Genomic DNA, 22,180 nt, shown 5'->3' on the forward strand with positions numbered 1-22,180 from the left:
ATTTCACGGTCCTGTTTATGGGGCATTATGGCTAGATCATCCGGTAACAATTGGGGTTTCCCCCGCGAGCGAGGCTATGGCAGCGCCCGTGACGCGCAACAGGTTCGGCTGTGTGACCGTCATGGTTGCAATGAAGCCGGTAATTGCCCTGCGCCTAAATCCCCCAACAACCCCGAACGCTGGATGTTCTGCGAAAAACACGCTGGCGAATATAACCGAGGCTGGGATTATTTTGAGGGATTGAGCAAGGAAGAAGCCGCTGCCCGGGAAAAACAGGAACGCAGCGATTTTTCGGGGTATAAAGAGGCGGCACATTATGGCTGGGCCGGTTCGGGCGATGGAAGCCGCAGCGGGGATGAAATGCGCGCGCTCGAAATATTAGGGCTAGAGCCAGATTCGACATTTGAAGATGCGAAAAAGGCTTGGCGGAAAATTGCCAAGGAAACCCATCCGGATGTGAAGCCCGGTGACGAAGAAGCCGCAAAGGAGTTTCAGGCAGGGCAGGCGGCTTATGAGGTGCTGCGCGTGGCCGAAGAATTGCGGATATGGAAAGGTTAGGCTTGGCACAATCGCGTTATCCAGAACCTGCGTCTGGATCATTATCGCTCTGACCTCTGACTCATATGCATCCTGTAACAAGTTCAGTATTGATAGGTTTGACCATAGGGTCAGGATAGCCGCTGTGCTGTTTCCTGGATCAACGCGATCATATTGGGTATGCCTTGCGTTCGGTTGGACGAAAGCTGGCTTTTCAAATCAAAGGGCCCCAGGGCGGCATCAATGTCAGTTGCCAATATCTCAGCTGCGCCCTTGCCTTGAACAGTTTGTAGGACGAGAGCGATGATGCCTTTGGTAATAGCCGCGTTGCTATCGGCCAAAAATTCTAGTCTTCCGGCCTCCGTTTGTGTCGGATACACCCAAACCGATGCCGAACAGCCGCGCACCAAGGTCGCATCGGTTTTTAAAGCATCGGGCATGGGCGGCAATTTTTTGCCCAAATCAATCAGCAACCGATAACGGTCATCTGCATCGAGAAATTCATATTCTTCGTAAATATCAGCCAGAGCATTCATGCTGCTCGCAATAGCTGTCACTGCTTAAAGATCAATCCCTGCTGCAATGGCTTCGAGCTTTTTCACTCTTTCCTTCAAATCTGCCACTTCAATCCGGGATGTCGCCGACGGGATGGCTGCATCGGGCTGCTTATGGTCCAGCTCAGCATGTTTCAGCGCAATCCATTCGCGCCACCCCCGCAAGGACACATAAGAAACCACAATGATGGCGGCGAGCGAGAAGCTGCCAATAACAAAATAGAAATTTGGATCCTGTGCCATGGATTTCATTCCTTTCGCTATATCTTTGCCGTTACCGGCTGCGTAATTCTTCGATTTGGCGGTTAATATCATTTGCGCTGCTATTGTCGGTCGCAATCCGCTCCAAAACCTTGACTCGTTCTTTCAGATCGCTGATTTCCTGTGCCATCCGGTCTTTGTCGGCGTCATAGGCCAGACGCTGGGTTTTGTTCCCCATATAATCTTCGTCTTCAATGATGCCATGCTTGGCCTGATACCGAGCCCGCAATATGCTGCCTATCGTTACAATTAAAACGATGCCGATCACCATTTCAAAGGGGTTCATTGGGTCATTTCCTTTTGCTTGTTAAATTCGGGAAGGGGTGTGCCGCTACCTTGTGGCTCACCGCGTAACTGTTCAATTTCTTGCGCCAAGCTATAGCCTTGGTCGGTGATAATGCGTTCTAGTACCGCCACGCGCTCCTCGAGCCGAGCGCTGTTCGACGCATATTGCGCAGCTTTTTCGACTACGTTTTGCGCGTCCAGCTCCATCTGCCGCTGTTTCATGGCGATCCATGGCTTGACAATCGCACCAGCAAATATGGCCAATAAGCCGCAGCTAATACCCAGTATCGGGATAAGAAGAGGGTTGATTTCCATTGGGTCGTATTCCTCCAGTGACGCGCCTATCAGCGCAAGTTTTCGATTTCTTGCGACAAGCGTCCCGATTTATCGGTTACGATCCGTTCCAAAACGGCAATGCGCTCCTCCAACCTTCCAATTTTGTTGCTCATCCCTTCATTTTCGCTGGCGAGCAATTCGATTTGGCGCGCTGCATTTGCGTCTTTTTTCTCGGTCTTACCGCCCCATTCATCTTCCAGTGCATAGCCATGCTTGGCTCTGATCCAGTTATTGATAATCCATCCAGCGGTGCAGATTGCGATGATCGCAATGACAAATCCTGGGCCTCCCCAATTCATGGCAAATCCTTCCATTTAATGCGGCTTTGTACTTTTTTGACGCCCGGTTCGCGGCGATGATCCACGTTCCATTTTTTGGCCTCTGCTTCATATTTCTTCTTTTTGAAGTGGCTGAAAACAAACCAAGCAATCACGGCAAAGATTATAAGGGTCCACATATGTTGTTCCTTTGGAATTATCGCAGGCTGTCGATCTCGTCGGCCAGTTGCTTGTTCGAACTCACATAATACATCTCAAGGTCGGCAAGCCGATTGTCGATAGCGCGAAATCGGGACTTGATGCCGCGTGTTGTCCGTGCTGGTGATTGGCGTACACCCTGCCAGAATTTTTTATCCTGTTCGTCGCTATACATATCGATGGGTTTTTTATCGGCCATCCATGCGGCCAAGAAATAGGCGATGAATGTCCACGGAAAGCCGCCCATTAGTGTCAGCATGATGGCGCCCAACCGGACCCAGAGCACATCAACTCCGGTATAGTCAGCAATGCCCGCACATACGCCTTTCCACTTGGCATTCATCTTATCGAGATAAAATCTTGTGTGTCTGCTCGACATTTTAGCGGTTCCTTTCCAAGCGGCTGATATTTTCTGCGGTGTAATTTTCACCTTCATGATCGATCCGGCGGGGTTCCCAGTCGGCATTGTCGGCGGCAACAAGACGTTCAACGGTATCCAGCCTCTCTTCCAAGCGGCGCGCCAGATCATGCATTTCGCTCAGCATACGCTCATCATCATTGCTCAGCGTTGCGGCGGTTTTCCATTTTGTCACATGATGCAGGATCAGCCACGGCAGGCCGATGAACAATGTCCCCATAACGATTGGGACTATGATCATATCTGAATCCATTATTTAGGCTCCCTTTTTCTGTGCTTGTTTCAGCGCCTTTTTCATCGCCTCCAATTCCTCATCAACCTCATCGGTGTCGGCTAATGCAGCAATTTCGTCGCCAAGGGTCAGCGGCCCCTCGCTGCCGATATTCATCGCTTCTGCGCGGCCCTCGGTCGCATCGACGCGGCGTTCCAATATGTCGAAACGGGACAACGCTTCTTTGACTTTGTCACCGTTGAACATGGTGCGCATCTTGACCTGATTTTCGGCGGTTTCAAGCCGGGTCATCAAGGCATTTTGACGGCTTCGCGCATCGACCAGCTTTTTCTGCAGCTTGTGGATATCCTGCTCTGAGGCTTTTAACGCGTCATCCAACACTTGCACTTCCGCGCGCAGTTGATCGGCCATGTCGGTGGCCTTACGTTTTTCAACCAACGCGGCCTTCGCCAAATCTTCTCGGTCTTTCGACAGCGCCAATTGCGCTTTTTCGGTCCAATCCTCCTGCAGAGCGTCCAGCTTTACAATATGCCGGCTCAATTCCTTCTTATCGGCAATGGTGCGTGCAGCAGAAGCGCGCACTTCTACGAGAGTCTCTTCCATCTCCATAATGATCATACGGATCATTTTTGCCGGGTCTTCGCTATTATCTAGCAAATCCGAAAAATTGGCGGCGAAGATATCGCGGGTTCTTGAAAATATTCCCATATAGAAACTCCGGTTATTGGTGCTTTTCGCGACGTTATAAAAAGGGGTGATCGAAGCGGCGGGGGGGAGAGTAGGGGGCTGGGGAGCGCCTTGCCGCTTCGATCTGGGACCAATTTGGTCAGGCAAGATAGCTGACGGCGATTGGTCTGTTACTGTGGTTATTGTCATGTGACTGATCTTTCTGTTGTGCCATTGCAGGGGCGAAGCAGATGCCAATCAATGCCGCTAGTGAAAGCATCAATGCAGCGCTATTGCGCGCCGAAGCTTTTCTGGGTGCTGAAAATATGCTCATCTGTTATCGTCCTTCTTCTGGGTCACTTCCCTTACGGGCTTGCAATAACAACAGCAGGAAGCGTGCCAATTTCGAAGCAGTGACGCAAAACTGGCAAAAAATCATTTTTTGACAAAAAACCACATGGCACATCTTGCCAAAATATAGTGAAATGTGCCAATGTTTATAGATGGACCGGGATAATCAGTTTATTGGGCAATCATCTGCGTTTCTGGATGCGGTGGAAAGGGCGTCTGCGGCCGCCGCGCTGAACCGGCCTGTACTAGTCATAGGGGAGCGCGGGACCGGTAAGGAATTGATTGCTGAGCGTCTGCACCGGCTTAGCCAGCGTTGGGACGGACCGCTCGTCACCATGAATTGTGCGGCGCTCCCTGAAACTTTGATCGAGGCCGAGCTATTCGGGCACGAGGCGGGCGCCTTTACCGGCGCAACGAAAGCGCGCGAAGGACGGTTTGAGGAAGCCGATGGCGGCACGTTATTTCTCGATGAGCTTGGCACATTAAGTTCAGGTGCGCAGGAACGCTTGCTGCGTGCCGTGGAATATGGCGAAGTCACGCGCATTGGTTCTTCGCGGCCCGTGCGGGTCGATGTTCGGATCGTTGCTGCTACCAACGAAAATCTGCCGCAAATGGTCGACGACAACCGTTTCCGTGCAGACTTGCTTGACCGGCTGTCTTTTGAAGTCATCACTCTGCCGCCGCTTCGGGTGCGTGATGGCGATGTGTTAGTGCTGGCGGACCATTTCGGACGGCGCATGGCCGCTGAGCTAGCATGGGACAAATGGCCTGGCTTTGGTGAGGTCGCCCAAAATGCAATGGAAAAACATTTATGGCCTGGCAATGTCCGTGAATTGCGAAATGTAGTGGAACGCGCCGTATATCGCTGGGGAAATGATGACCAGCCCATTGATTATATTCAATTTGACCCGTTTGACAGTCCGTGGAAACCCTTAGCGTCAAAAGGATACGTGCAAAATGGCGGCGCGCTTCCTGATCAGGCGCAGTCGGAAGCCGCAACCGGCTCAACCGATCTTAGCGACTTTACGGCCCCCACTAACCTTGACGTGGATGATTTTCGTTTGGCCACCGAAGCCTTTGAAAAGGCGGTTTTGGAACAAGCATTGGCCAAGCATCGTTATAATCAGAGGCAAACAGCAAAAGCTCTCAACTTGTCCTATGACCAACTGCGTCATACATTGAAGAAACATGACCTGCTTGGATAAACAGGCTTTTACCTGCCTTGCGGTAATCGGGCTAGCGGTGCTAACGCGGTGATCGTAAACACATATCTATAGACCCTAAATAACGGAGTATAACATGGCTTTCTCTCTTCCCGAACTTCCCTATGCCAAGGATGCATTTGGCGACATTTTGTCCGCAGAAACTTTTGATTATCATCATGGCAAGCACCATAATGCTTACGTAGTGAAAGCCAACGAACTGGTTGCCGCCGACGACAGCTTGCAGGGCAAATCGCTGGTAGAGTTGATCAAAAGCTCGTCAGGCGGCCTGTTTAATCAGGTGGGTCAGATTTGGAATCACAGCTTCTATTGGCTGTGCCTAAGCCCCGAGAAAAAAGCGCCTTCTGGCAAATTGGCGGAAATGATTGATGCTCAGTTTGGTTCGGTGGACGCGCTTGTCGAAGCGCTGAAGGCTGCGGCGGTTGGCCATTTTGGTAGCGGATGGGCTGCGCTCAACCTGACCGATGGCAAATTAGAGGTGACGTCCTATCATGACGCCGATTGTCCAGTAGCCCATGACGCGGTGCCGCTGTTAATCCTCGATGTGTGGGAACACGCCTATTATGTCGATTATCGTAACGCCCGGCCCAATTATGCCGATGCCGTTCTGAATAATGCGATCGATTGGGACTTTGTGGCGCAAAATCTCGATGGTCAGGGCGCGAGCCGGGCAGATCAAGCCGGGTAAGCTTGGCAATCGATGCTGAAAGAAGGCCTTGCCTCCATTGCGGAGGCAGGGCCTTTTTTTACGTCTGATCCTCGCTATCATCCTCACCCAGCTTCAAACCATGCCGCATCAGCATGGGAATCTGGGTCATATTGAATAGGAAAAATAAAGCCGTTACGCCCCACACTTTGAGCAACAGCCATGTGTCAAAGCTGAACCAACGGTCCTGCCGGATTATTTCATTCAAACCTGCCATGGCCAAAAAGAATATGGCCCAATTGCGTGACAATTTGATCCAGCCTTTATCGTCCACGCCGTCAAACGCATATGCCAGCAGATTTTGCAGCAATGCCTTTCCGCGCAGCAGCCCGCCAAATAATATCGCCGCGAACAGGAGATAGATGAGCGTAGGTTTTATCTGAATAAATTGCGGATCGCGAAACCATAAAGTGAGCGCACCAAAGCCGGTAACGAGCACCGCCGAAACCCACATCATCGGTGACACTTTGCCCAATTTCCATTTCGAAACGATAAGCGCGGCGATGATCGCCACCATAAACACAGCCGTACTGATTAACGGACCGCGCGCCGGATCCTCTTTCGATCCAAACCACCAGTTGGTAACGAAGAACAACAATAAAGGCCCGTAATCCAGCAGCGGAGACAGCCATTTCGGTGGTGCATCTTTGTCAGTTTCATTCTCAATCATGCGGCGCCTCCGGTTATGGCGCGGGCCAAATCACGTGGGTCAAACGGGCGCAGGTCATCGATCGTTTCCCCTACGCCGATTGCATGAATAGGCAGACCAAATTGTTTTGCCGCCGCGACCAATATCCCGCCGCGTGCGCTGCCGTCCAATTTGGTCATCACAATTCCGGTGACATCGGCCACCTCCTTAAACACTTCGATTTGCGACAGCGCATTTTGGCCAGTGGTTGCGTCTAACACCAAAACCACATCATGCGGTGCTTCGGGGTTTAACCGGCCCAATACGCGGCGGATCTTGGCCAGTTCATCCATCAGCTCACGTTTATTTTGCAATCGTCCAGCTGTATCAACGATCAACACGTCAATGCCCTCGGCTGTTGCTTGCTTGACCGCGTCAAATACCACGCCCGCCGCATCGCCGCCTTCGGGGCCGCTCACCGTTTTGATACCAAGCCTTTCTGCCCAAACCTGTAACTGTCCAATAGCTGCTGCCCGAAATGTATCGCCGGCGGCCAGCATGACGCCGTAATCCTGCTCCAAAAATAAATGAGCCAATTTTGCGATGGTGGTCGTTTTACCCGATCCGTTCACGCCGATCACCAAAATGACTTGCGGCCGAGGAAAAGCGTCGATCTCAATAGGTTTGGCAACAGGTGATAAAATATTGGCTATCTCGTCCTCGACAATTAAGCGAACGCCTTCTTCATCAAGCCCTTTTTCAAAACGTTCACTTGCCAGTTTTTCCCGAATTTGCGAAGCGGTTGCAGGGCCAAGGTCGGAGACTATCAGTGCTTCCTCAATCTCATCCAAGTCCGCCGAATCCAATTTTGCTTTCGTCACTAGCCCGGTCAAATTCTCGGTCAATTTCCCGGATGTTTTTCTCAAGCCGCCAAACAGCTTGTCCCGCCAACCCTTTTTTTCTTCATTCATGCGATAATCTCAGCCTGCAATTTTCCATTTTCGACGCCTTTGATATGGGTGGCAATAATGGCACCTTCATCCGCCTGTTGATCCAGCTGGGCATAGGCGAAATTTTCGGCGTGACCGCCCATACCGCCAGTTTCGACCGCAATATTCTGTATGCTTCCGATTAGCCCGTTTAACCATTCGCTATTTTTTGAATCCACTTTCCCGCGCAGCAAGGCCGCACGCCGCTTAATCTCTGCGCCATCAACTTGCGGCATTTTGGCGGCAGGAGTGCCGGTTTTTGGAGAGTATGGGAAAATATGGCCATGCACAATGTGGCAGTCATCAATTAATTTCAGGCTATTTTCAAACATCGCCTCATCCTCGGTTGGAAAGCCTGCGATAATATCTGCACCAATCGCGATTTCAGGACGCATCGCTTGCATCCGGGCGACCAGATCGACAGCCAATGCTCGGTTATGGCGGCGTTTCATGCGTTTGAGAATCAGGTCATCGCCGGATTGCAGCGATAGGTGCACATGCGGCATAATCCGCTTCTCACTGGTCAACAGGTCGAACAAGCGCTCATCAATCTCCACACCATCAATGGATGAAAGGCGCAGGCGCGGCAAATCGGGCACATGACGTATAATCCGTTCCACCAACTGACCTAAATTGGGCTTGCCTGGCAAATCATGGCCATAGCTTGTGACATCAACCCCGGTCAGAACAACTTCTTGAAAACCCTGCCCAACCAGTTTTTTGACATGCTCGATCACGGATCCAGCGGGGACCGAGCGGCTATTGCCGCGGCCATAGGGAATGATGCAAAAGGTGCAGCGATGATCGCAGCCATTTTGGATTTCTACGAATGCGCGTGTCTTACCCGAAAATGCAGTTACCAGATGCGGCGCGGTTTCCTCGATCGTCATGATATCGGATACCAGAATATCGGCGTTGCGGGATTTTTCGAGGAACAAGTCTGGCCGCTGTTTTTCGGCATTACCCAAAACCGTGCTGACCTCCGGCATGGCGGCGAAGCTTTCTGGGTCGACTTGAGCGGCGCAGCCAGTGACGATAATTCGTGCGGTGGGACGCCGTTTTTTCGCGCGGCGGATCGCTTGCCGAGTTTGCCGAACCGCTTCATTGGTGACTGCGCAGCTATTCACAATGATCAAATCACCGGCATTGTCGCCCAGCTGCTGCTGCAAGGCGCTGCTTTCTGCCAAATTCAGGCGGCAGCCCATAGTGATAACTTCGGCGTCGCTCATCCAAAATCATCCCAATTGGCTTGCCCGGTAAAGACATGGGCCGCCGGGCCTTTCATAACAATCGGCTCGCCGTCATTCCATGTGATATTGATAGTCCCGCCGGGCAATCGGACATCGACGGGAGAACGGGCCAGCCCTTTACGAATTGCGGCGACCGCAGTTGCACAAGCGCCTGTCCCGCATGCACGCGTTAAGCCGGCACCGCGTTCCCACACATGCAGCTTAATATAACCTTCCTCAATCGAGGCTATGTTCACATTGACCTTTTGGGGGAAAACGCTGTCGGCTTCGATCACCGGCCCCAGCTTTGCTATATCCACCAAATCGGCATCAGGGACAAAAAATATCGCATGGGGATTGCCGACATTGACCGCCATGGGGCTTTCCAAATCCTCCCATGCGACGGGCATAGCTGCAGTGTCCATGGCGAAGGCGAGGGGTATATCCTGCCATTCAAAGCGGGGCAGGCCCATATTAACGGATACCGCATTGCCTTCCAATATACCGGAAATAAGGCCGCCTGCTGTTTCTATCGTGCAATCATGGCCGATTAAAGCCACGACGCAGCGGGTGGCGTTGCCGCAGGATTCAACCTCGCTGCCATCCGCATTATAGATGCGCATCCGGACATCGGCATTATCGGATTTTTCGAGCAAGATCATCTGATCACAGCCAATGCCGGTTTTTCGGTCGGCAATGGCGCGTGCACGCCTGTCTGTCATGGGTACAGCGACAGCGCGGCAATCAATGATCACGAAATCATTGCCAAGCCCGTGCATCTTATGAAATTCGCCTGCGGTCATGCGCGGCGGTTTAGGGACGTGGAGCCCGCAAGTCTAGTGATAAGGACAGCATAGCTGGAGCGATGAGGCGCTCAGCTGACGGCCCGCGCCTTGTCACCGCCCGAAATCATATCATCCGAAACACTGCTCTTTTTATAGCTTTGCTTGCGTGATTGCAGCATATCTTTTTCTATCAACAATTTCCGAACCTGCTCAATCGACATGGGTTGGCCAAAATGCCAGCCCTGACCTTTGGAACAGCCCAGCTCGTTCAGCTTGGCGATGACGCTTTCATCTTCGATGCCCTCTGCGGTGATCGGCACGGCTAGGCTTGCACCAAGGCCTGCAATCGCGCTGACAATCGCGGCGCTCTCTGCATTATCGTCCATGGAGGACACAAAGCTGCGGTCAATTTTGATCCGGTCAAAGGGCAGGGCACGCAGATGTGCAAGCGAACTGTAACCTGTGCCAAAATCATCCAAAGCTATCTGTATACCCTGATTTTTAAGGCTTCCGACAATCGATTGTGCCAAATTCAAATTCTTGAATAACGAGCTTTCGGTAATTTCGACCTCCAACCGGTTTGCAGGAAAGCCTGTTTCCACCAGTAGCTTGACGATTTTTTGGGCAAGCCAGGGATCCTTCAGCTGCACCGGTGAGATATTGACCGAGATGGTTAACCGTTGATCCCAGTTTTTGGCTTCGAGCAGCGCCTTGCGGATGATGCTCATCGACAAATCGCCAATCATACCGGTTTCTTCGGCCACAGGGATGAAATCATCAGGCGGAATGAGGCCGCGAACCGGCGATACCCAGCGGGCCAGCATTTCAAACCCGACCAATTCGCCGGTCGCGAGGTCAACCTGCTGTTCAAAATACGGCACAAATTCATCATTGGGTATGGCAGCGCGAATATCGGCCTCTAGCGAATTGCGAGTCCGCAGCTCAATTTCCATACCATTTTCGAACCAGCTAAAACCGTTTCGTCCATTTTTCTTTGCGGCATATAATGCAATATCTGCGCGGCGGATCAGCATATCAATCGAATCACAGTCAAATTCCGGACGGGCAATGCCGACCGATGCTGTCACTTGCTGGTCTGCATCTGCAATGGTTACAGGCCGTGCCAGCGCTTCGATCAGATCTTCGGCAACTCGGTCGACGGTTTCTGGATATTCCGGTTCAAACACCAGGCAAATTCCAAATTCATCCCCGCCAAGTCGTGCGATAATGCTGCTTGGTGGCACGACATCGCGCATCCGGTCGGCCACTTCGCGCAGTAATAAATCCCCGCTATCATGGCCATAAAGATCATTGATTTTTTTGAACCCGTCGAGATCGACCATCATGAAAGCGATAGATTTGCCGCGGCGTGATGCCCGGGCGCTAAGCTCGGTCGTTTTTTCTTTCACTGCGCGCCGGTTAAACAAATTTGTCAGCGGGTCGGTCATCGCCAGATGCTGCGCCCGAACCTCTGCCTGACGATAAACATCCACTTCATCGCTCAGCGCCGTTGTCCGGCGCCATATGAGCAGAATCAGCGCGATGTTAAGGATCAGCGCTGTAACCATCGCTTGGTCGGCGCCCTTGGAAGAGCCAATGAATTGGCGAACCATTTCCGTGCCGACTGTACCGCCTATATATACAAACAGCACCAGGGCCGCGAGCCATACGCCGTTGTAGAATAGAGATCTGACATTTCCTGGTGCCGCTAAAGCGCCTTTTTTAGGCGCTGCTGACTCTGAAATTGGATGGTCCAATGTATTTACCCCGTTTCTATTCGACCCATCTTTGCCCAATAAAGGTCAAAATTTGATTAATCGTAGCAGGATACCGTTTAATGCCGGGATGCGCTTTCGAGCAGGCAATTGGCCAAAAGGTAGGATAAGTGTTGATTTTATCGATTAGCTTGTTTATCCGGCGACCAATCAGGCAGAATTGCCTTTTAAATTTGTGATAGGATTTATTCTGTTTCACGCTGGTTGGCGAGGTTTCGCTCACCGGCGTTTTGTTCGTTTATAGCCAATATTGGCGGTATTTGATTAAGGAAGTGCTATGTTCGAGAAGCTAAGCGACCGGTTGGGAGGGGTGTTTGATCGCCTTCGCGGGCGCGGCGCGCTCAATGAACAAGATGTTCGCGAAGCTATGCGTGAAGTGCGCGTTGCATTGCTTGAAGCTGACGTTGCGCTTCCTGTTGTCCGCGATTTTGTCGAGAAGGTCACCGAAAAATCGGTTGGTCAATCGGTGCTCAAATCGGTTACGCCCGGTCAACAGGTCGTTAAAATTGTCAACGATCAGCTGACTGAAATGCTGGGTTCAGAGGCGAGTGAGCTGAATATCGCTGTCGCGCCGCCTGCTGTCATTATGATGGTGGGTTTGCAAGGTTCGGGTAAGACAACAACCACCGCCAAAATTGCCAAGCTATTAAAAGGTAAGCAGAATAAGAAGGTCTTAATGGCCTCGCTGGACGTAAATCGTCCGGCGGCGCAGGAGCAGCTTGCGACCTTGGGTAAGCAGGTTGAAGTTACGACCTTGCCGATCATTGAAGGGCAGCAGCCAGTCGAGATCGCCAAACGCGCGTTGCAGGCGGCCAAGCTGCAAAGTTTCGATGTGGTCATGTTGGATACGGCGGGCCGTTTGCACGTCGATCAGCAGCTGATGGACGAAATGCGGGCGGTCGCGAAAGTTTCGACCCCGCATGAGGTGTTGCTGGTTGTCGACAGCTTAACCGGTCAGGACGCCGTTAACGTCGCCAAAAACTTCGGGGAGCAGGTCGATCTAACCGGCATCGTGCTGACCCGTATGGACGGCGATGCGCGCGGCGGTGCGGCACTGTCGATGCGCGCCGTTACTGGAAAGCCGATCAAATTTGCAGGCGTCGGCGAAAAGCTGGACCAGATTGAGCCATTCCACCCTGAACGGGTCGCAGGCCGTATTTTGGGCATGGGCGATGTTGTAGGCCTTGTCGAACGCGCATCTGAAATGGTGCAGAAAGACGAAGCAGAGGCGCTGGCCGCGAAAATGGCCAAGGGTCAGTTCGATATGAACGACCTGCGCACTCAGCTGCGTCAAATGACCCAAATGGGCGGTCTTGGCGCGTTGGCCGGAATGATGCCGGGCATGAAAAAGGCAAAAGCCGCCATGGCCGGGCAAATGGATGACAAGGTGCTGGTCCGTATGGATGCAATCATCGGTTCTATGACGCCAAAGGAGCGTTCAAAGCCGGAATTGCTGAACGCCAAACGCAAAATCCGCATTGCCAAGGGATCGGGCACCACGGTGCAGGATGTGAATAAGCTGATCAAGATGCATCAGGAAATGAGCCGCGCGATGAAGCGGATCAAGAAAATGGGCGGCTTGAAAGGTCTTGCTGCGATGTTCGGTAAAGGCGGCGGTGATTTGGAGGGCGCGATGGAAGGAATGGCGGGGCTTCCAAAAGGTGGGTTAGGCGGAATGCCCGGCGCAGGCGGAGGTTTGCCCCCTGATCTGGCCCGGCTCCTTAATAAAAAGTAATTCAGTTCAATCAGTTAATTGTAGTATTTCAGAAAGGTGAGTTAAATTTATGGCAGTAGTAATGCGTTTGTCGCGGGGCGGTTCCAAAAAGCGCCCTTATTACCGGATCGTTGTTGCGGATGAACGCGCGCCACGTGACGGCAAGTATATCGAAAAAATTGGTAATTATGACCCTCGTCTCGCCAAAGACAGCCCAGACCGGGTGAAGCTGGATACCGACCGTGCAAAGCATTGGTTGGCGGTCGGCGCACAGCCTTCTGACCGCGTAGCTCGTTTCCTTGACGCTGCTGGTGTGCGGGAGCGTGCGGCGCGCAATAACCCGAAAAAGGGTGAGTTGGGCACCAATGCCAAAGAACGGTTAGAAGAAAAAGCCGCAAAGGCCGCTGAAGCAGCAGAAGCGGCGAAAGAAGCCGAAGAAGCCGCAAAGGCAGCTGCTGAAGAAGCAGCGAATGCTCCTGCAGAAGAAGTGGTCGCAGAAGAAGCGCCTGCCGCTGAAGAAGCTGCTGGCGAAGAAAAGGCTGAGGGTTAATCCTTGGCAAAGGACGCTCCTGTCACGCTTGCCGCCATTGCTGGTGCGCATGGTGTGACGGGGGAGGTCCGCCTTAAACTATTTACCGAGAGCCTCGACGGCTTGAAGCGCCATAAAAGCTTTAACGCGGGTGCCTTGACGCTAAAATCGATCCGGCCACACAAAGGCGGCGCATTAGCTCGATTTAACGAGATAACCGATCGCAACGGCGCAGAAGCGGCGCGAGGGACGGCATTGACTGTCCCGCGTGAAGCGTTGCCCGCAGTAGCCGAAGATGAATATTATTATAGCGATCTAATTGGTCTACCCTGTGTTTCCTCGGCAGGGGACCCCATTGGCATTTGCGTCGCAGTCGAAAATTTTGGCGCAAGTGATGTTATCGAAATTGAAAAACCCGATGGCAAGAAATTCATGGTTCCGATGACCAAGGACGCGGTGCCCGAATGGGGCGAGGAAATTGTTGTTGACGCAGCATATGTGAATTAGTATATACATTTGGTATATACGGAGTGTGTTATGGCAAATGACAACCATTTGAAGGAGGATCGGGCGACATTCAATTTGGATGGTATGTCGCGCGCAATGCCTGCCGGATCGGAGCCGAAAATCTACCGTGCGAAGATTTTCAAATCGGGTAATTCGGTGGCGCTTCGCTTACCCAAAGCGCTTGGCCTGAAGGAAGGTTCGGAAGTAATATTAACTGCCGAAAACGGAAAATATACATTCACACCGGTGGGCGCACCAAAACGCAAGATCGACATTAGCGGTTTTGCGGGCAAGGCGCCCGGAATCCGGCTTGCGCCGCGTGAAGATTTTGAAGAACGGCCAAGCACCATTGCTGCGCGCAAGGCGGCTGAAGAGGCAGCGAAAAAGGCGTGATCCGATATCTTATTGATGCCAATATCGCTGTCTATTCGATGGATGTTGGCCAAGAAAAGCTGAAAGCACGCATGGCCGATTGCGAAGTTGGTGAAATGGCAATCTCAGTCATCAGCTATGCCGAAATCGCTTATGGAACGTATGTTGGGAAGCCTCCGGCACCACAAGTGCTGGACGCTTTCATTGCTGCCATTCCGCTAGTTCCCTTCGACGAGGCCGCCGCGCGGGAATATGCAAAACTGCCCTTCAAACGCGCGCGGTTTGACCGGCTGCTTGCCGCCCATGCGCTCAGCATCGGGGCGACGGTGGTGACGAATAATGAGGCTGACTTTGCCGATGTGGGGGACTTACGCGTTGAGAATTGGACGATGTGATTTTTTTGGGTGCTGCATATGCTTAACACTATCATTTACAGCTTGATAATTTCCGGCGTCATTGGATTTGCTATAAGGATGGTATCTAGGTTGAGGGGGAAAAAACTGGCTGCGATCACGTGGGGCAAAATACCGTCATTTTTTGTCGCTCCCCTTGCTATCTATCATGAGCTAATCGGAATAGGAGTTGCAGGAGAGGTTGACTACGATCTGTTTGCATCTGCTAGTGGGAATGGCTTCCTGTTATCGATCAATTGGCTGACATTGGGTGTCATTGCTACATTGTTTTGTTGGCGTGCCGCCAAATGACCTTCCAAGCCCAAATCCTCACACTCTACCCTGAGATGTTTCCCGGCCCGCTGGGCGTGTCGCTGGCGGGAAAGGCGCTGGGGCAGGATAAATGGGCCTGCACCGCCATCAACCCGCGCGATTTTACGGAGGATAAGCATCGCAGCGTTGATGACACCCCTGCTGGCGGCGGGGCTGGGATGGTTTTGCGCGCGGACATAATAACAAAGGCGGTGGATCATGCGATACAGCAGCAGCCTTCTGCGCCCATTTTTGCGCTTACGCCGCGGGGCACACCAATTACGCAGCGCCGCATCCGTGAAGTTGCTGGCGGCCCTGGTATAACGTTAATCTGCGGGCGGTTTGAGGGCTTTGATGAAAGGCTCTTTGAGGCGCGGCCGCAAATCGAGCAGGTCAGCGTCGGCGATATCATCCTGTCGGGCGGGGAAATTGCCGCGATGATGCTACTTGACGCTTGCATTCGGCTGCTTCCCGGCGTAATGGGCGCGTCTTCTAGTGGAGATGACGAGTCTTTCGAACAAGGTTTGCTCGAATATCCACATTATACCCGGCCCAATGATTGGGAAGGGCGTTTGATCCCTGAAGTGCTGCGATCGGGGGATCATGCGAAAATCGAAGCCTGGCGGAAACAGCGGGCAGAAGATGACACACGGTCACGCAGGCCTGACCTTTGGGAGCGGTATATCGCCGCTCGGGACAAGTCTGCCTCTGGTGCGCGGCGCGAAAATGAGAAGGAAAATGGGGCATGAACCTCATCCAAACACTTGAGCAAGAGGCAATTGCCGGTCTTGCCGCACAAAAAGAAATCCCTGCCTTTCGGGCCGGTGATACAATTAAAGTCGGCGTGAAAGTCACCGAGGGTGAGCGCAGCCGTATCCAGTTTTATGAAGGCGTATGCATTGCTCGGTCGAACCGCGGCATGGGTTCGAACTTCACCGTCCGCAAAATGTCATTTGGTGAAGGCGTGGAGCGTGTGTTCCCGCTATATAGCCCAAATGTAGACAGCATCACCGTGGTCCGCCGCGGCGTTGTACGCCGTGCGAAGCTTTACTATCTGCGCGGCTTGACCGGTAAGAAGGCGCGTATCGCCGAACGCCGCGATGTCAAAACCAACATTAAGACAGAGATTAAGACCGGCGAATAAGCCGCTGATCTCGCACGTTCTAAACCAGATAAGAACAGGCCGGGGTCGCAAGAACCCGGCCTTTTTTATTGCCAATCCAACTCGTCACGAAGGAAATATGAAATGGGTTACCGTATCGTTGTCGCCGGAGCCACCGGCAATGTAGGCCGCGAAATGTTGAATATACTTGCCGAGCGCGAATTCCCAATTGCGGAAATTGCGGTTCTCGCCTCCAGCCGGTCATCTGGCACCCAAGTTGAATTTGGCGACACGGGCAAGATGCTGAAAATCCAGAATATCGAAACATTTGATTGGGCTGGATGGGATATGGCCTTATTCGCAATCGGCAGCGAAGCGACAGAGAAATTTGCGCCCATCGCTGCAAAAGCTGGCTGCGTGGTGATCGATAACAGCTCGCTTTACCGGATGGACCCCGATGTGCCGTTGATCGTGCCAGAGGTGAACCCAGATGCCATCGATGACTATAAAAAGCGGAACATCATCGCCAACCCCAATTGTTCAACCGCGCAAATGGTCGTGGCGCTTAAACCGTTACATGATGCCGCGACGATCAAACGGGTGGTTGTGTCCACTTATCAATCGGTATCGGGTGCAGGCAAACAGGGTATGGATGAACTGTTTGAACAAAGCCGCAATATCTTTGTTGGTGATTCAGCAGAAGCGGTGAAGTTTACCAAGCAAATCGCTTTCAACGTCATTCCGCATATCGATAAATTCCTCGACGATGGATCGACCAAGGAAGAGTGGAAAATGGTCGTCGAAACCAAGAAGATTCTGGATCCCAAAGTGAAAGTCACCGCGACCTGTGTCCGCGTTCCGGTTTTCGTTGGTCATTCGGAATCGATCAATATCGAATTTGAAAATGAGTTATCGGCAAAACAAGCACAGGATATTTTGCGCGAAGCCCCTGGCATCATGCTGGTCGATAAACGCGAAGATGGCGGCTATGTCACGCCGGTGGAATGTGTCGGCGATAGTGCGACCTATATTAGCCGCGTGCGCGATGATGCAACGGTCGACAATGCCATCAACCTATGGTGCGTATCCGACAATTTGCGCAAAGGCGCTGCGCTGAATGCTGTACAGATTGCTGAACTGTTGGGCCGCAGGCACTTGCAAAAAGGGTAATCACCCAAATAAATTCGGCTTTCATGGTCATGGTGAATGTGGTTAAACTTCGCCATGACCCTGACTGCTGATATATTCTGGTCGTTTCGCTCGCCCTATAGCTATTTAGCGACGCGGCGATATGCGGCGCTGCAGGCGCAATATGATCTTACGCTCAACCTGCGCCCTGTCTATCCGCTGGCAATCCGCGAACCTGATTTTTTTGAGCGTAGCCACCCTAATTGGCTACGCTATACGCTGACCGATGTCATGCGGCTGGCACAGTTTCTCAATATTCCCATGGCACCGCCCCGGCCCGATCCGATAGTGCAGGATATGATGACGCGGAAAATCGCCGAGGAGCAACCTTATATTTACAGACTAACCCGCATGGGGCAGGCGGCGGCCCGGCGGGGGCGGGGTCTGAGCTTTTGCGACGCCGTGTCCCGTTTAATCTGGGGCGGCACCGAAAATTGGCATCAGGGCGAATATCTGGCCACTGCTGCGCATGAGGCAGGCCTCGACTTTGCCGAGTTAGAAGCAGAGGCCGCACATGATTCAGCCGCATTAGATGCTGAAATTGCGGCAAACCAATCCGCGCTGGAATCTGCTGGGCATTGGGGCGTGCCGACGTTGGTTTTTGATGGAGAGGCTTTTTTCGGGCAAGACCGTATAGAGTTGGCCGTTTGGCGAATGAAGCAAAAGGGTTTGGAAAAGGCCGGTTGACGACCGCTATCATTATGTTAGCCCTATGGATCCATCATTATAGGAAGCAGAGCAATGGCGCATTATTTTGAGATTAAGAAAAACAAGGGCGGCGAATTCGTGGCCTATTTCAAATATAATAAAGAATCTATCTTCTGGACAGAGGGTTATTCCAGCAAGGCATCAGCGCAAAAAGCGATTGAGTCGATCCAAAAAAATGGTCCAGCGGCTCCGGTTCGCGACGAAAGCTGATAAGCCGCACTATTTTCGATTTCCCGTGACAATATCAGGTGACGCCAGATAAAGTGGGATAATGACCGAAGTTAACGGATATTTTTTTACATCCTTTGACGGTGTGAAATTGGCGGTGCATGAATGCGGTGCGGGCCGTCCTGTTCTGCTGCTCCATGGCCTATTTTCCCATGCGGAGATGAACTGGATTAAATTTGGCCATGCGGCAAAGCTGGCTGCGGCAGGGTTCCGGGTTATCATGCCGGACTTTCGTGCTCATGGTCAAAGTGAAGCACCGCATGATCCAGCGGCCTATCCCGAAGATGTATTGATGACCGATATATTGGCGCTGCTCGATCATTTGGCGATGGACGATTTTGATCTGGGCGGCTTTTCTTTAGGGGCGCGGACCACTGCAAAGTTATTATGTCAGGGCATTACCCCCCGCCGCGCGATACTGGCCGGCATGGGATGGGAGGGCTTGCAAGGTTGGGATAGCAGGCGGCAGTTCTTCGTGGATGCCATTCATATGCGCGATACGGTCCAGAGGACGGACCCCCATTTCATGGCCGTGCAATTTTTCAAAAGCCAAAAAATTGACCCCGTCGCGTCACTTTTGATGTTGGACAGTTTCGGTCCAATGCAGACCGAGAAGCTTCCTAATTTGCAGGTGCCAATCGCGGTAATTTGCGGCGCAGAAGATAGCGATAACGGGTCTGCTCCCTTGCTAGCCGAAAAACTGGCGCAGGCGACCTATATCGAAATTCCAGGGACACATATGTCGAGCGTGACGCAGGGTGAGCTGGGTGACGCGATGGCCGAGTTCCTAATCCGTTAATCACGCGGCCATTAGCCTTTGATTAGCTTGACGGGAATGAAACAAAGTTTCAATCTGTCGCAATATCGAAATTCAAAGAGGATGAGGACCAGCTTCATGAAAAATCTCGTTTCAGTCACTGCTTTGGCTATTGCCGTGATTTCCGCCCCGGCCCATGCGGTTCAAAACGACAAAGGGGAAATGATGGGTCAGCAAACCTCGTCTGTCGCAAGCGCCCCTACAGCTGCGGATGCTGACGCTTTTGTTGCCCGCGCAGAAGCAGATTTGCTGGCCTTTTCCAACGAAGCGCAGCCTGCTTTTTGGCTGCAAGAAACTTATATCAATGAGGATAGCGAGGCAATTGCCGCCAGTTACGGCGAAAAAGGTACCAAAATGTCGGTGGACCTGGCGCTGGAAGCGGCAAAATATCAGGATGTGAAAGGATTGTCAGCCGAAACAGCCCGAAAGCTCAATATGCTGCGCACCGCGATCGTGTTGCCAGCTCCCACCAGCGAAGGGGCGGCAAAGGAATTGGCAGGTATCTCTACCAAATTGTCGGGGATGTATGGCAAGGGTAAAGGAACGCTAAAAGGCGAGCCGATTAATGGCAGCGATATCGAAGCCAAAATGGGCACCAGCCGCGACCCCGACGAGTTAAAGGAAATGTGGGTCAGTTGGCATGATAATGTCGGCGCGCCCATGCGGGAGGATTATACGAAGCTTGTGGCTATTGCCAATGCCGGGGCTAAGGAGTTGGGCTATTCCGATACCGGTGCATTATGGCGGTCCAACTATGATATGCCTGCGGATGATTTTGCAGCCACGATGGATAAATTATGGTTGGAAGTAAAGCCGCTGTATGACGAGCTTCATACCTTTGTCCGCACCAAGCTGAATGAGAAATATGGCGATGACGTCCAACCCAAACAGGGTCCGATTCGCGCGGATTTACTTGGAAATATGTGGGCACAGGAATGGGGCGGGATATACGATATTGTTGCGCCGCCGGGCAGTGGAGAGCTGGGCTATGATATCGGTGATCTGCTAAAAGCGAAGGGATATACGGAAACATCACCGCAGACCGATGATGCTGAACGCGGCAAAAGCGAAAAAGAAATGGTAAGGATTGGCGAAGGCTTTTTCTCATCACTGGGCTTTGAACCATTGCCCGAAACTTTCTGGACACGCAGTCAGTTTATCAAACCGCGTGACCGAGAGGTTGTATGCCATGCCTCGGCTTGGGACTTGGATAATAAGGATGATCTGCGCATCAAAATGTGCATTAAGGTCAATACCGATGATTTTGTAACAATCCATCACGAGCTCGGGCATAATTACTATCAACGCGCCTATAATGACAAAAGTTATTTACATCTCAACGGTGCCAACGATGGATTTCACGAAGCGATTGGCGATATGCTTGCCCTGTCGATTACGCCCGAATATCTTGTGCAAATTGGCTTGATGGATCAATCGCAGGTTCCTGGAGCAGATAAGGATACCGGACTATTGCTGCGGCAAGCGATGGATAAGGTGGCATTCCTTCCCTTTGGCCTGCTCGTCGACAAATGGCGTTGGGGCGTTTTCAACGGCGATATTCCTGCTGATCAATTCAACAAAGGCTGGACAGATTTGCGGCTCAAATATCAAGGTATTGTCCCGCCAGTGGAGAGGGATGAAAGCAAATTTGACCCCGGAGCTAAATATCATATTCCGGGGAACACCCCCTATGCTCGCTATTTCTTGGCGCGCATATTGCAATTCCAATTTTACAAAGCTGCTTGCGATGCTGCTGGATGGAAAGGGCCGCTGCACCGCTGCTCTTTCTATGGCAATAAGGATGTGGGCACCAAATTGAATGCGATGCTGGAAATGGGTGCATCGAAACCATGGCCCGATGCGTTGGAAGCGTTCACAGGAACGCGCCAAATGTCCGGCAAGCCGATGATCGAATATTTTGCGCCGCTGATGACATGGCTCAAAAAACAGAATAAAGGGAAAACAAAGGGATGGTGAAAATATCCGCAATTGCGTTAATCTTGGCGCTGTCGTCACCGCTATCGGCAAAGGCGCAGATCGACAAAAGCGAAATATTGCTGACTGTTACGGGGACAGGGGTCATAGAACAAAAACCCTCCCTCATTTCCAGCGTTTGCACGATCAGTAAATATGCGGAGACCGAGGATTCGGCCCGGTCTCAGTTGGCGGTTCAAGTTGCAAAGCTTAGGGTTAAGGCAGCCAGTGTGGATGGCGTTAGTTTTGATTTTTCAAGTCCGGTGATATTGTCTCCTTCAGATTCTGATCTGGCTATATACGCCGCCGAAGCGGCGGTCGAAGGGGCTGCTGATGCCGCAGCAAGAGCTGCAGATGCCGCTGCCGCACTTGCCGATGCCGCCGTCGCCGCCGCAGCAGCTGCAGATACCGCTGTAGCGGTTACCGATGATGTGGTTGAAACAGAGGTTGCTGAAGAAAACAATTATGCTGTTGTTTCGCAAAAGATCGGCTTTTCGGCAACCACTGGTGAAGCATTTTTATTGGTTAGATCGGCGACTGCAGAAGCAGGCTGCGAAGAAGATTATAGGATGGTAAGAAATCCGGTGGTAACAGCCCCTAACACTGATGCAGCCAAGCAGGCCGCGATGCAGGCCGCGTTATCTGATGCCGAGCAAAAAGCTATCAACTATGCCGCTGCGATGAATATGCGGGTTGCGGCCATAGTCGAGGTTGCTGATGTCAATGAAATCCGTGCTTTCATTGGCGATGATATAGCCGAAGCGTTCCTCAGTGAAATGAAACGTGATATTTTGCGGGATAAACGCGGCGAGTTAGCCAATAATTTTAATGTCACCACTACGCATGTGTTGTCGGTGAAATATCAGCTTAGCCCCAAATAGCTTTT

Annotated in this window: 31 protein-coding genes; 17 read left to right on the forward strand and 14 right to left on the reverse strand. The window is 52.0% G+C overall.

The window, feature by feature from the left end; genetic code table 11:
* Nucleotides 1-27: 27 nt before the first annotated feature.
* Nucleotides 28-558 carry a J domain-containing protein gene (locus ACFOWX_RS05965; RefSeq protein ID WP_381422249.1) on the forward strand — a complete coding sequence of 177 codons (531 nt, stop codon included), beginning with the start codon at nt 28-30 and terminating at the stop codon, nt 556-558.
* Between the two features lie 110 nt (nt 559-668).
* On the opposite strand, the gene ACFOWX_RS05970 is transcribed toward ACFOWX_RS05965, so the two are convergent.
* The 9 genes from ACFOWX_RS05970 to pspA are packed head-to-tail and all read right to left on the reverse strand — an operon-like array spanning nt 669 to nt 3,807.
* Nucleotides 669-1,073 (reverse strand): SufE family protein, encoded by a 405-nt coding sequence (locus ACFOWX_RS05970; protein ID WP_381422251.1) that lies wholly within the window; start codon nt 1,071-1,073, stop codon nt 669-671.
* Between the two features lie 24 nt (nt 1,074-1,097).
* Complete coding sequence (locus tag ACFOWX_RS05975; protein ID WP_381422252.1) at nt 1,098-1,334, reverse strand: hypothetical protein; 237 nt, start codon at nt 1,332-1,334, stop codon at nt 1,098-1,100.
* A 31-nt stretch (nt 1,335-1,365) separates the two neighbouring features.
* Nucleotides 1,366-1,638 (reverse strand): hypothetical protein, encoded by a 273-nt coding sequence (locus tag ACFOWX_RS05980; RefSeq protein WP_381422254.1) that lies wholly within the window; start codon nt 1,636-1,638, stop codon nt 1,366-1,368.
* Nucleotides 1,635-1,952: a hypothetical protein gene (locus ACFOWX_RS05985; RefSeq protein WP_381422256.1), complete on the reverse strand. Its 318-nt coding sequence runs from the start codon at nt 1,950-1,952 to the stop codon at nt 1,635-1,637. The genes ACFOWX_RS05980 and ACFOWX_RS05985 overlap by 4 nt, the downstream gene beginning before the upstream one ends.
* Nucleotides 1,953-1,981: 29 nt before the next feature.
* Nucleotides 1,982-2,272, reverse strand: coding sequence for a hypothetical protein (locus ACFOWX_RS05990; protein WP_381422258.1), 291 nt, complete (start codon nt 2,270-2,272; stop codon nt 1,982-1,984).
* Entirely contained in the window at nt 2,269-2,430 is a 162-nt protein-coding gene (locus tag ACFOWX_RS05995) for a hypothetical protein (protein WP_381422259.1), read from the reverse strand. The genes ACFOWX_RS05990 and ACFOWX_RS05995 overlap by 4 nt, the downstream gene beginning before the upstream one ends.
* 17 nt (nt 2,431-2,447) lie before the next feature.
* Nucleotides 2,448-2,828, reverse strand: a complete 381-nt coding sequence (gene pspC, locus ACFOWX_RS06000; RefSeq protein ID WP_381422261.1) for an envelope stress response membrane protein PspC — start codon at nt 2,826-2,828, stop codon at nt 2,448-2,450.
* A gap of 1 nt (nt 2,829) precedes the next feature.
* Entirely contained in the window at nt 2,830-3,108 is a 279-nt protein-coding gene (gene pspB, locus ACFOWX_RS06005) for an envelope stress response membrane protein PspB (protein WP_381422263.1), read from the reverse strand.
* A gap of 15 nt (nt 3,109-3,123) precedes the next feature.
* Nucleotides 3,124-3,807, reverse strand: coding sequence for a phage shock protein PspA (gene pspA, locus ACFOWX_RS06010; RefSeq protein WP_381422265.1), 684 nt, complete (start codon nt 3,805-3,807; stop codon nt 3,124-3,126).
* A 209-nt stretch (nt 3,808-4,016) separates the two neighbouring features.
* Between pspA and ACFOWX_RS06015 the strand changes: the two genes are divergently transcribed.
* From ACFOWX_RS06015 to ACFOWX_RS06025, 3 genes are all read left to right on the forward strand, one after another.
* Nucleotides 4,017-4,211 carry a hypothetical protein gene (locus tag ACFOWX_RS06015; protein WP_381422266.1) on the forward strand — a complete coding sequence of 65 codons (195 nt, stop codon included), beginning with the start codon at nt 4,017-4,019 and terminating at the stop codon, nt 4,209-4,211.
* A 57-nt stretch (nt 4,212-4,268) separates the two neighbouring features.
* Complete coding sequence (pspF, locus tag ACFOWX_RS06020) at nt 4,269-5,321, forward strand: phage shock protein operon transcriptional activator (RefSeq protein WP_381422268.1); 1,053 nt, start codon at nt 4,269-4,271, stop codon at nt 5,319-5,321.
* Between the two features lie 94 nt (nt 5,322-5,415).
* A complete protein-coding gene (locus ACFOWX_RS06025) occupies nt 5,416-6,027 on the forward strand; it encodes a superoxide dismutase (protein ID WP_381422270.1) in 612 nt (203 codons plus the stop codon).
* A 58-nt stretch (nt 6,028-6,085) separates the two neighbouring features.
* Here ACFOWX_RS06025 and ACFOWX_RS06030 read toward each other — a convergent pair whose 3' ends face one another.
* The 5 genes from ACFOWX_RS06030 to ACFOWX_RS06050 form a co-directional block, all read right to left on the reverse strand.
* Nucleotides 6,086-6,715, reverse strand: coding sequence for an inner membrane-spanning protein YciB (locus ACFOWX_RS06030; RefSeq protein ID WP_381422271.1), 630 nt, complete (start codon nt 6,713-6,715; stop codon nt 6,086-6,088).
* Nucleotides 6,712-7,644 carry a signal recognition particle-docking protein FtsY gene (gene ftsY / locus ACFOWX_RS06035; protein WP_381422273.1) on the reverse strand — a complete coding sequence of 311 codons (933 nt, stop codon included), beginning with the start codon at nt 7,642-7,644 and terminating at the stop codon, nt 6,712-6,714. Before ftsY ends, ACFOWX_RS06030 begins: the two co-directional genes overlap by 4 nt.
* Nucleotides 7,641-8,891: a tRNA (N(6)-L-threonylcarbamoyladenosine(37)-C(2))-methylthiotransferase MtaB gene (mtaB, locus tag ACFOWX_RS06040; RefSeq protein WP_381422275.1), complete on the reverse strand. Its 1,251-nt coding sequence runs from the start codon at nt 8,889-8,891 to the stop codon at nt 7,641-7,643. The genes ftsY and mtaB overlap by 4 nt, the downstream gene beginning before the upstream one ends.
* Nucleotides 8,888-9,694 (reverse strand): diaminopimelate epimerase, encoded by an 807-nt coding sequence (gene dapF, locus ACFOWX_RS06045; protein ID WP_381422277.1) that lies wholly within the window; start codon nt 9,692-9,694, stop codon nt 8,888-8,890. The genes mtaB and dapF overlap by 4 nt, the downstream gene beginning before the upstream one ends.
* Before the next feature lie 71 nt (nt 9,695-9,765).
* Nucleotides 9,766-11,328, reverse strand: a complete 1,563-nt coding sequence (locus ACFOWX_RS06050) for a putative bifunctional diguanylate cyclase/phosphodiesterase (protein ID WP_381422279.1) — start codon at nt 11,326-11,328, stop codon at nt 9,766-9,768.
* A 400-nt stretch (nt 11,329-11,728) separates the two neighbouring features.
* On the opposite strand from ACFOWX_RS06050, the gene ffh reads away from it, so the two are divergent.
* The 13 genes from ffh to ACFOWX_RS06115 all read left to right on the forward strand — a co-directional run bounded on the left by ffh (nt 11,729) and on the right by ACFOWX_RS06115 (nt 22,175).
* Nucleotides 11,729-13,186: a signal recognition particle protein gene (gene ffh, locus ACFOWX_RS06055; protein WP_381422281.1), complete on the forward strand. Its 1,458-nt coding sequence runs from the start codon at nt 11,729-11,731 to the stop codon at nt 13,184-13,186.
* A gap of 49 nt (nt 13,187-13,235) precedes the next feature.
* Nucleotides 13,236-13,715 carry a 30S ribosomal protein S16 gene (rpsP, locus tag ACFOWX_RS06060; protein WP_381422282.1) on the forward strand — a complete coding sequence of 160 codons (480 nt, stop codon included), beginning with the start codon at nt 13,236-13,238 and terminating at the stop codon, nt 13,713-13,715.
* Nucleotides 13,716-13,718: 3 nt separating this feature from the next.
* Nucleotides 13,719-14,201: a ribosome maturation factor RimM gene (gene rimM, locus ACFOWX_RS06065; RefSeq protein WP_381422284.1), complete on the forward strand. Its 483-nt coding sequence runs from the start codon at nt 13,719-13,721 to the stop codon at nt 14,199-14,201.
* A gap of 30 nt (nt 14,202-14,231) precedes the next feature.
* Nucleotides 14,232-14,594, forward strand: a complete 363-nt coding sequence (locus ACFOWX_RS06070; protein WP_381422285.1) for an AbrB/MazE/SpoVT family DNA-binding domain-containing protein — start codon at nt 14,232-14,234, stop codon at nt 14,592-14,594.
* Complete coding sequence (locus ACFOWX_RS06075) at nt 14,591-14,968, forward strand: type II toxin-antitoxin system VapC family toxin (protein ID WP_381422286.1); 378 nt, start codon at nt 14,591-14,593, stop codon at nt 14,966-14,968. Before ACFOWX_RS06070 ends, ACFOWX_RS06075 begins: the two co-directional genes overlap by 4 nt.
* 305 nt (nt 14,969-15,273) lie before the next feature.
* Nucleotides 15,274-16,026, forward strand: coding sequence for a tRNA (guanosine(37)-N1)-methyltransferase TrmD (gene trmD, locus ACFOWX_RS06080; RefSeq protein WP_381422287.1), 753 nt, complete (start codon nt 15,274-15,276; stop codon nt 16,024-16,026).
* Nucleotides 16,023-16,421 carry a 50S ribosomal protein L19 gene (gene rplS / locus ACFOWX_RS06085; protein WP_381422289.1) on the forward strand — a complete coding sequence of 133 codons (399 nt, stop codon included), beginning with the start codon at nt 16,023-16,025 and terminating at the stop codon, nt 16,419-16,421. The genes trmD and rplS overlap by 4 nt, the downstream gene beginning before the upstream one ends.
* A 102-nt stretch (nt 16,422-16,523) precedes the next feature.
* Complete coding sequence (locus ACFOWX_RS06090; protein ID WP_381422291.1) at nt 16,524-17,549, forward strand: aspartate-semialdehyde dehydrogenase; 1,026 nt, start codon at nt 16,524-16,526, stop codon at nt 17,547-17,549.
* A gap of 54 nt (nt 17,550-17,603) precedes the next feature.
* Entirely contained in the window at nt 17,604-18,254 is a 651-nt protein-coding gene (locus tag ACFOWX_RS06095) for a 2-hydroxychromene-2-carboxylate isomerase (protein ID WP_381424936.1), read from the forward strand.
* Between the two features lie 54 nt (nt 18,255-18,308).
* Entirely contained in the window at nt 18,309-18,485 is a 177-nt protein-coding gene (locus ACFOWX_RS06100) for a YegP family protein (RefSeq protein WP_381422293.1), read from the forward strand.
* A 61-nt stretch (nt 18,486-18,546) separates the two neighbouring features.
* Nucleotides 18,547-19,302 (forward strand): alpha/beta fold hydrolase, encoded by a 756-nt coding sequence (locus tag ACFOWX_RS06105; protein WP_381422295.1) that lies wholly within the window; start codon nt 18,547-18,549, stop codon nt 19,300-19,302.
* Nucleotides 19,303-19,398: 96 nt separating this feature from the next.
* Nucleotides 19,399-21,297: a M2 family metallopeptidase gene (locus ACFOWX_RS06110; RefSeq protein ID WP_381422297.1), complete on the forward strand. Its 1,899-nt coding sequence runs from the start codon at nt 19,399-19,401 to the stop codon at nt 21,295-21,297.
* On the forward strand, nt 21,291-22,175 hold the full coding sequence (locus ACFOWX_RS06115) for a hypothetical protein (RefSeq protein WP_381422299.1): 885 nt from the start codon (nt 21,291-21,293) through the stop codon (nt 22,173-22,175). The genes ACFOWX_RS06110 and ACFOWX_RS06115 overlap by 7 nt, the downstream gene beginning before the upstream one ends.
* Nucleotides 22,176-22,180 lie beyond the last annotated feature (5 nt).

This window comes from Sphingorhabdus arenilitoris (assembly GCF_042651485.1).
Classification (GTDB): Bacteria; Pseudomonadota; Alphaproteobacteria; order Sphingomonadales; family Sphingomonadaceae; genus Sphingorhabdus_B; species Sphingorhabdus_B arenilitoris.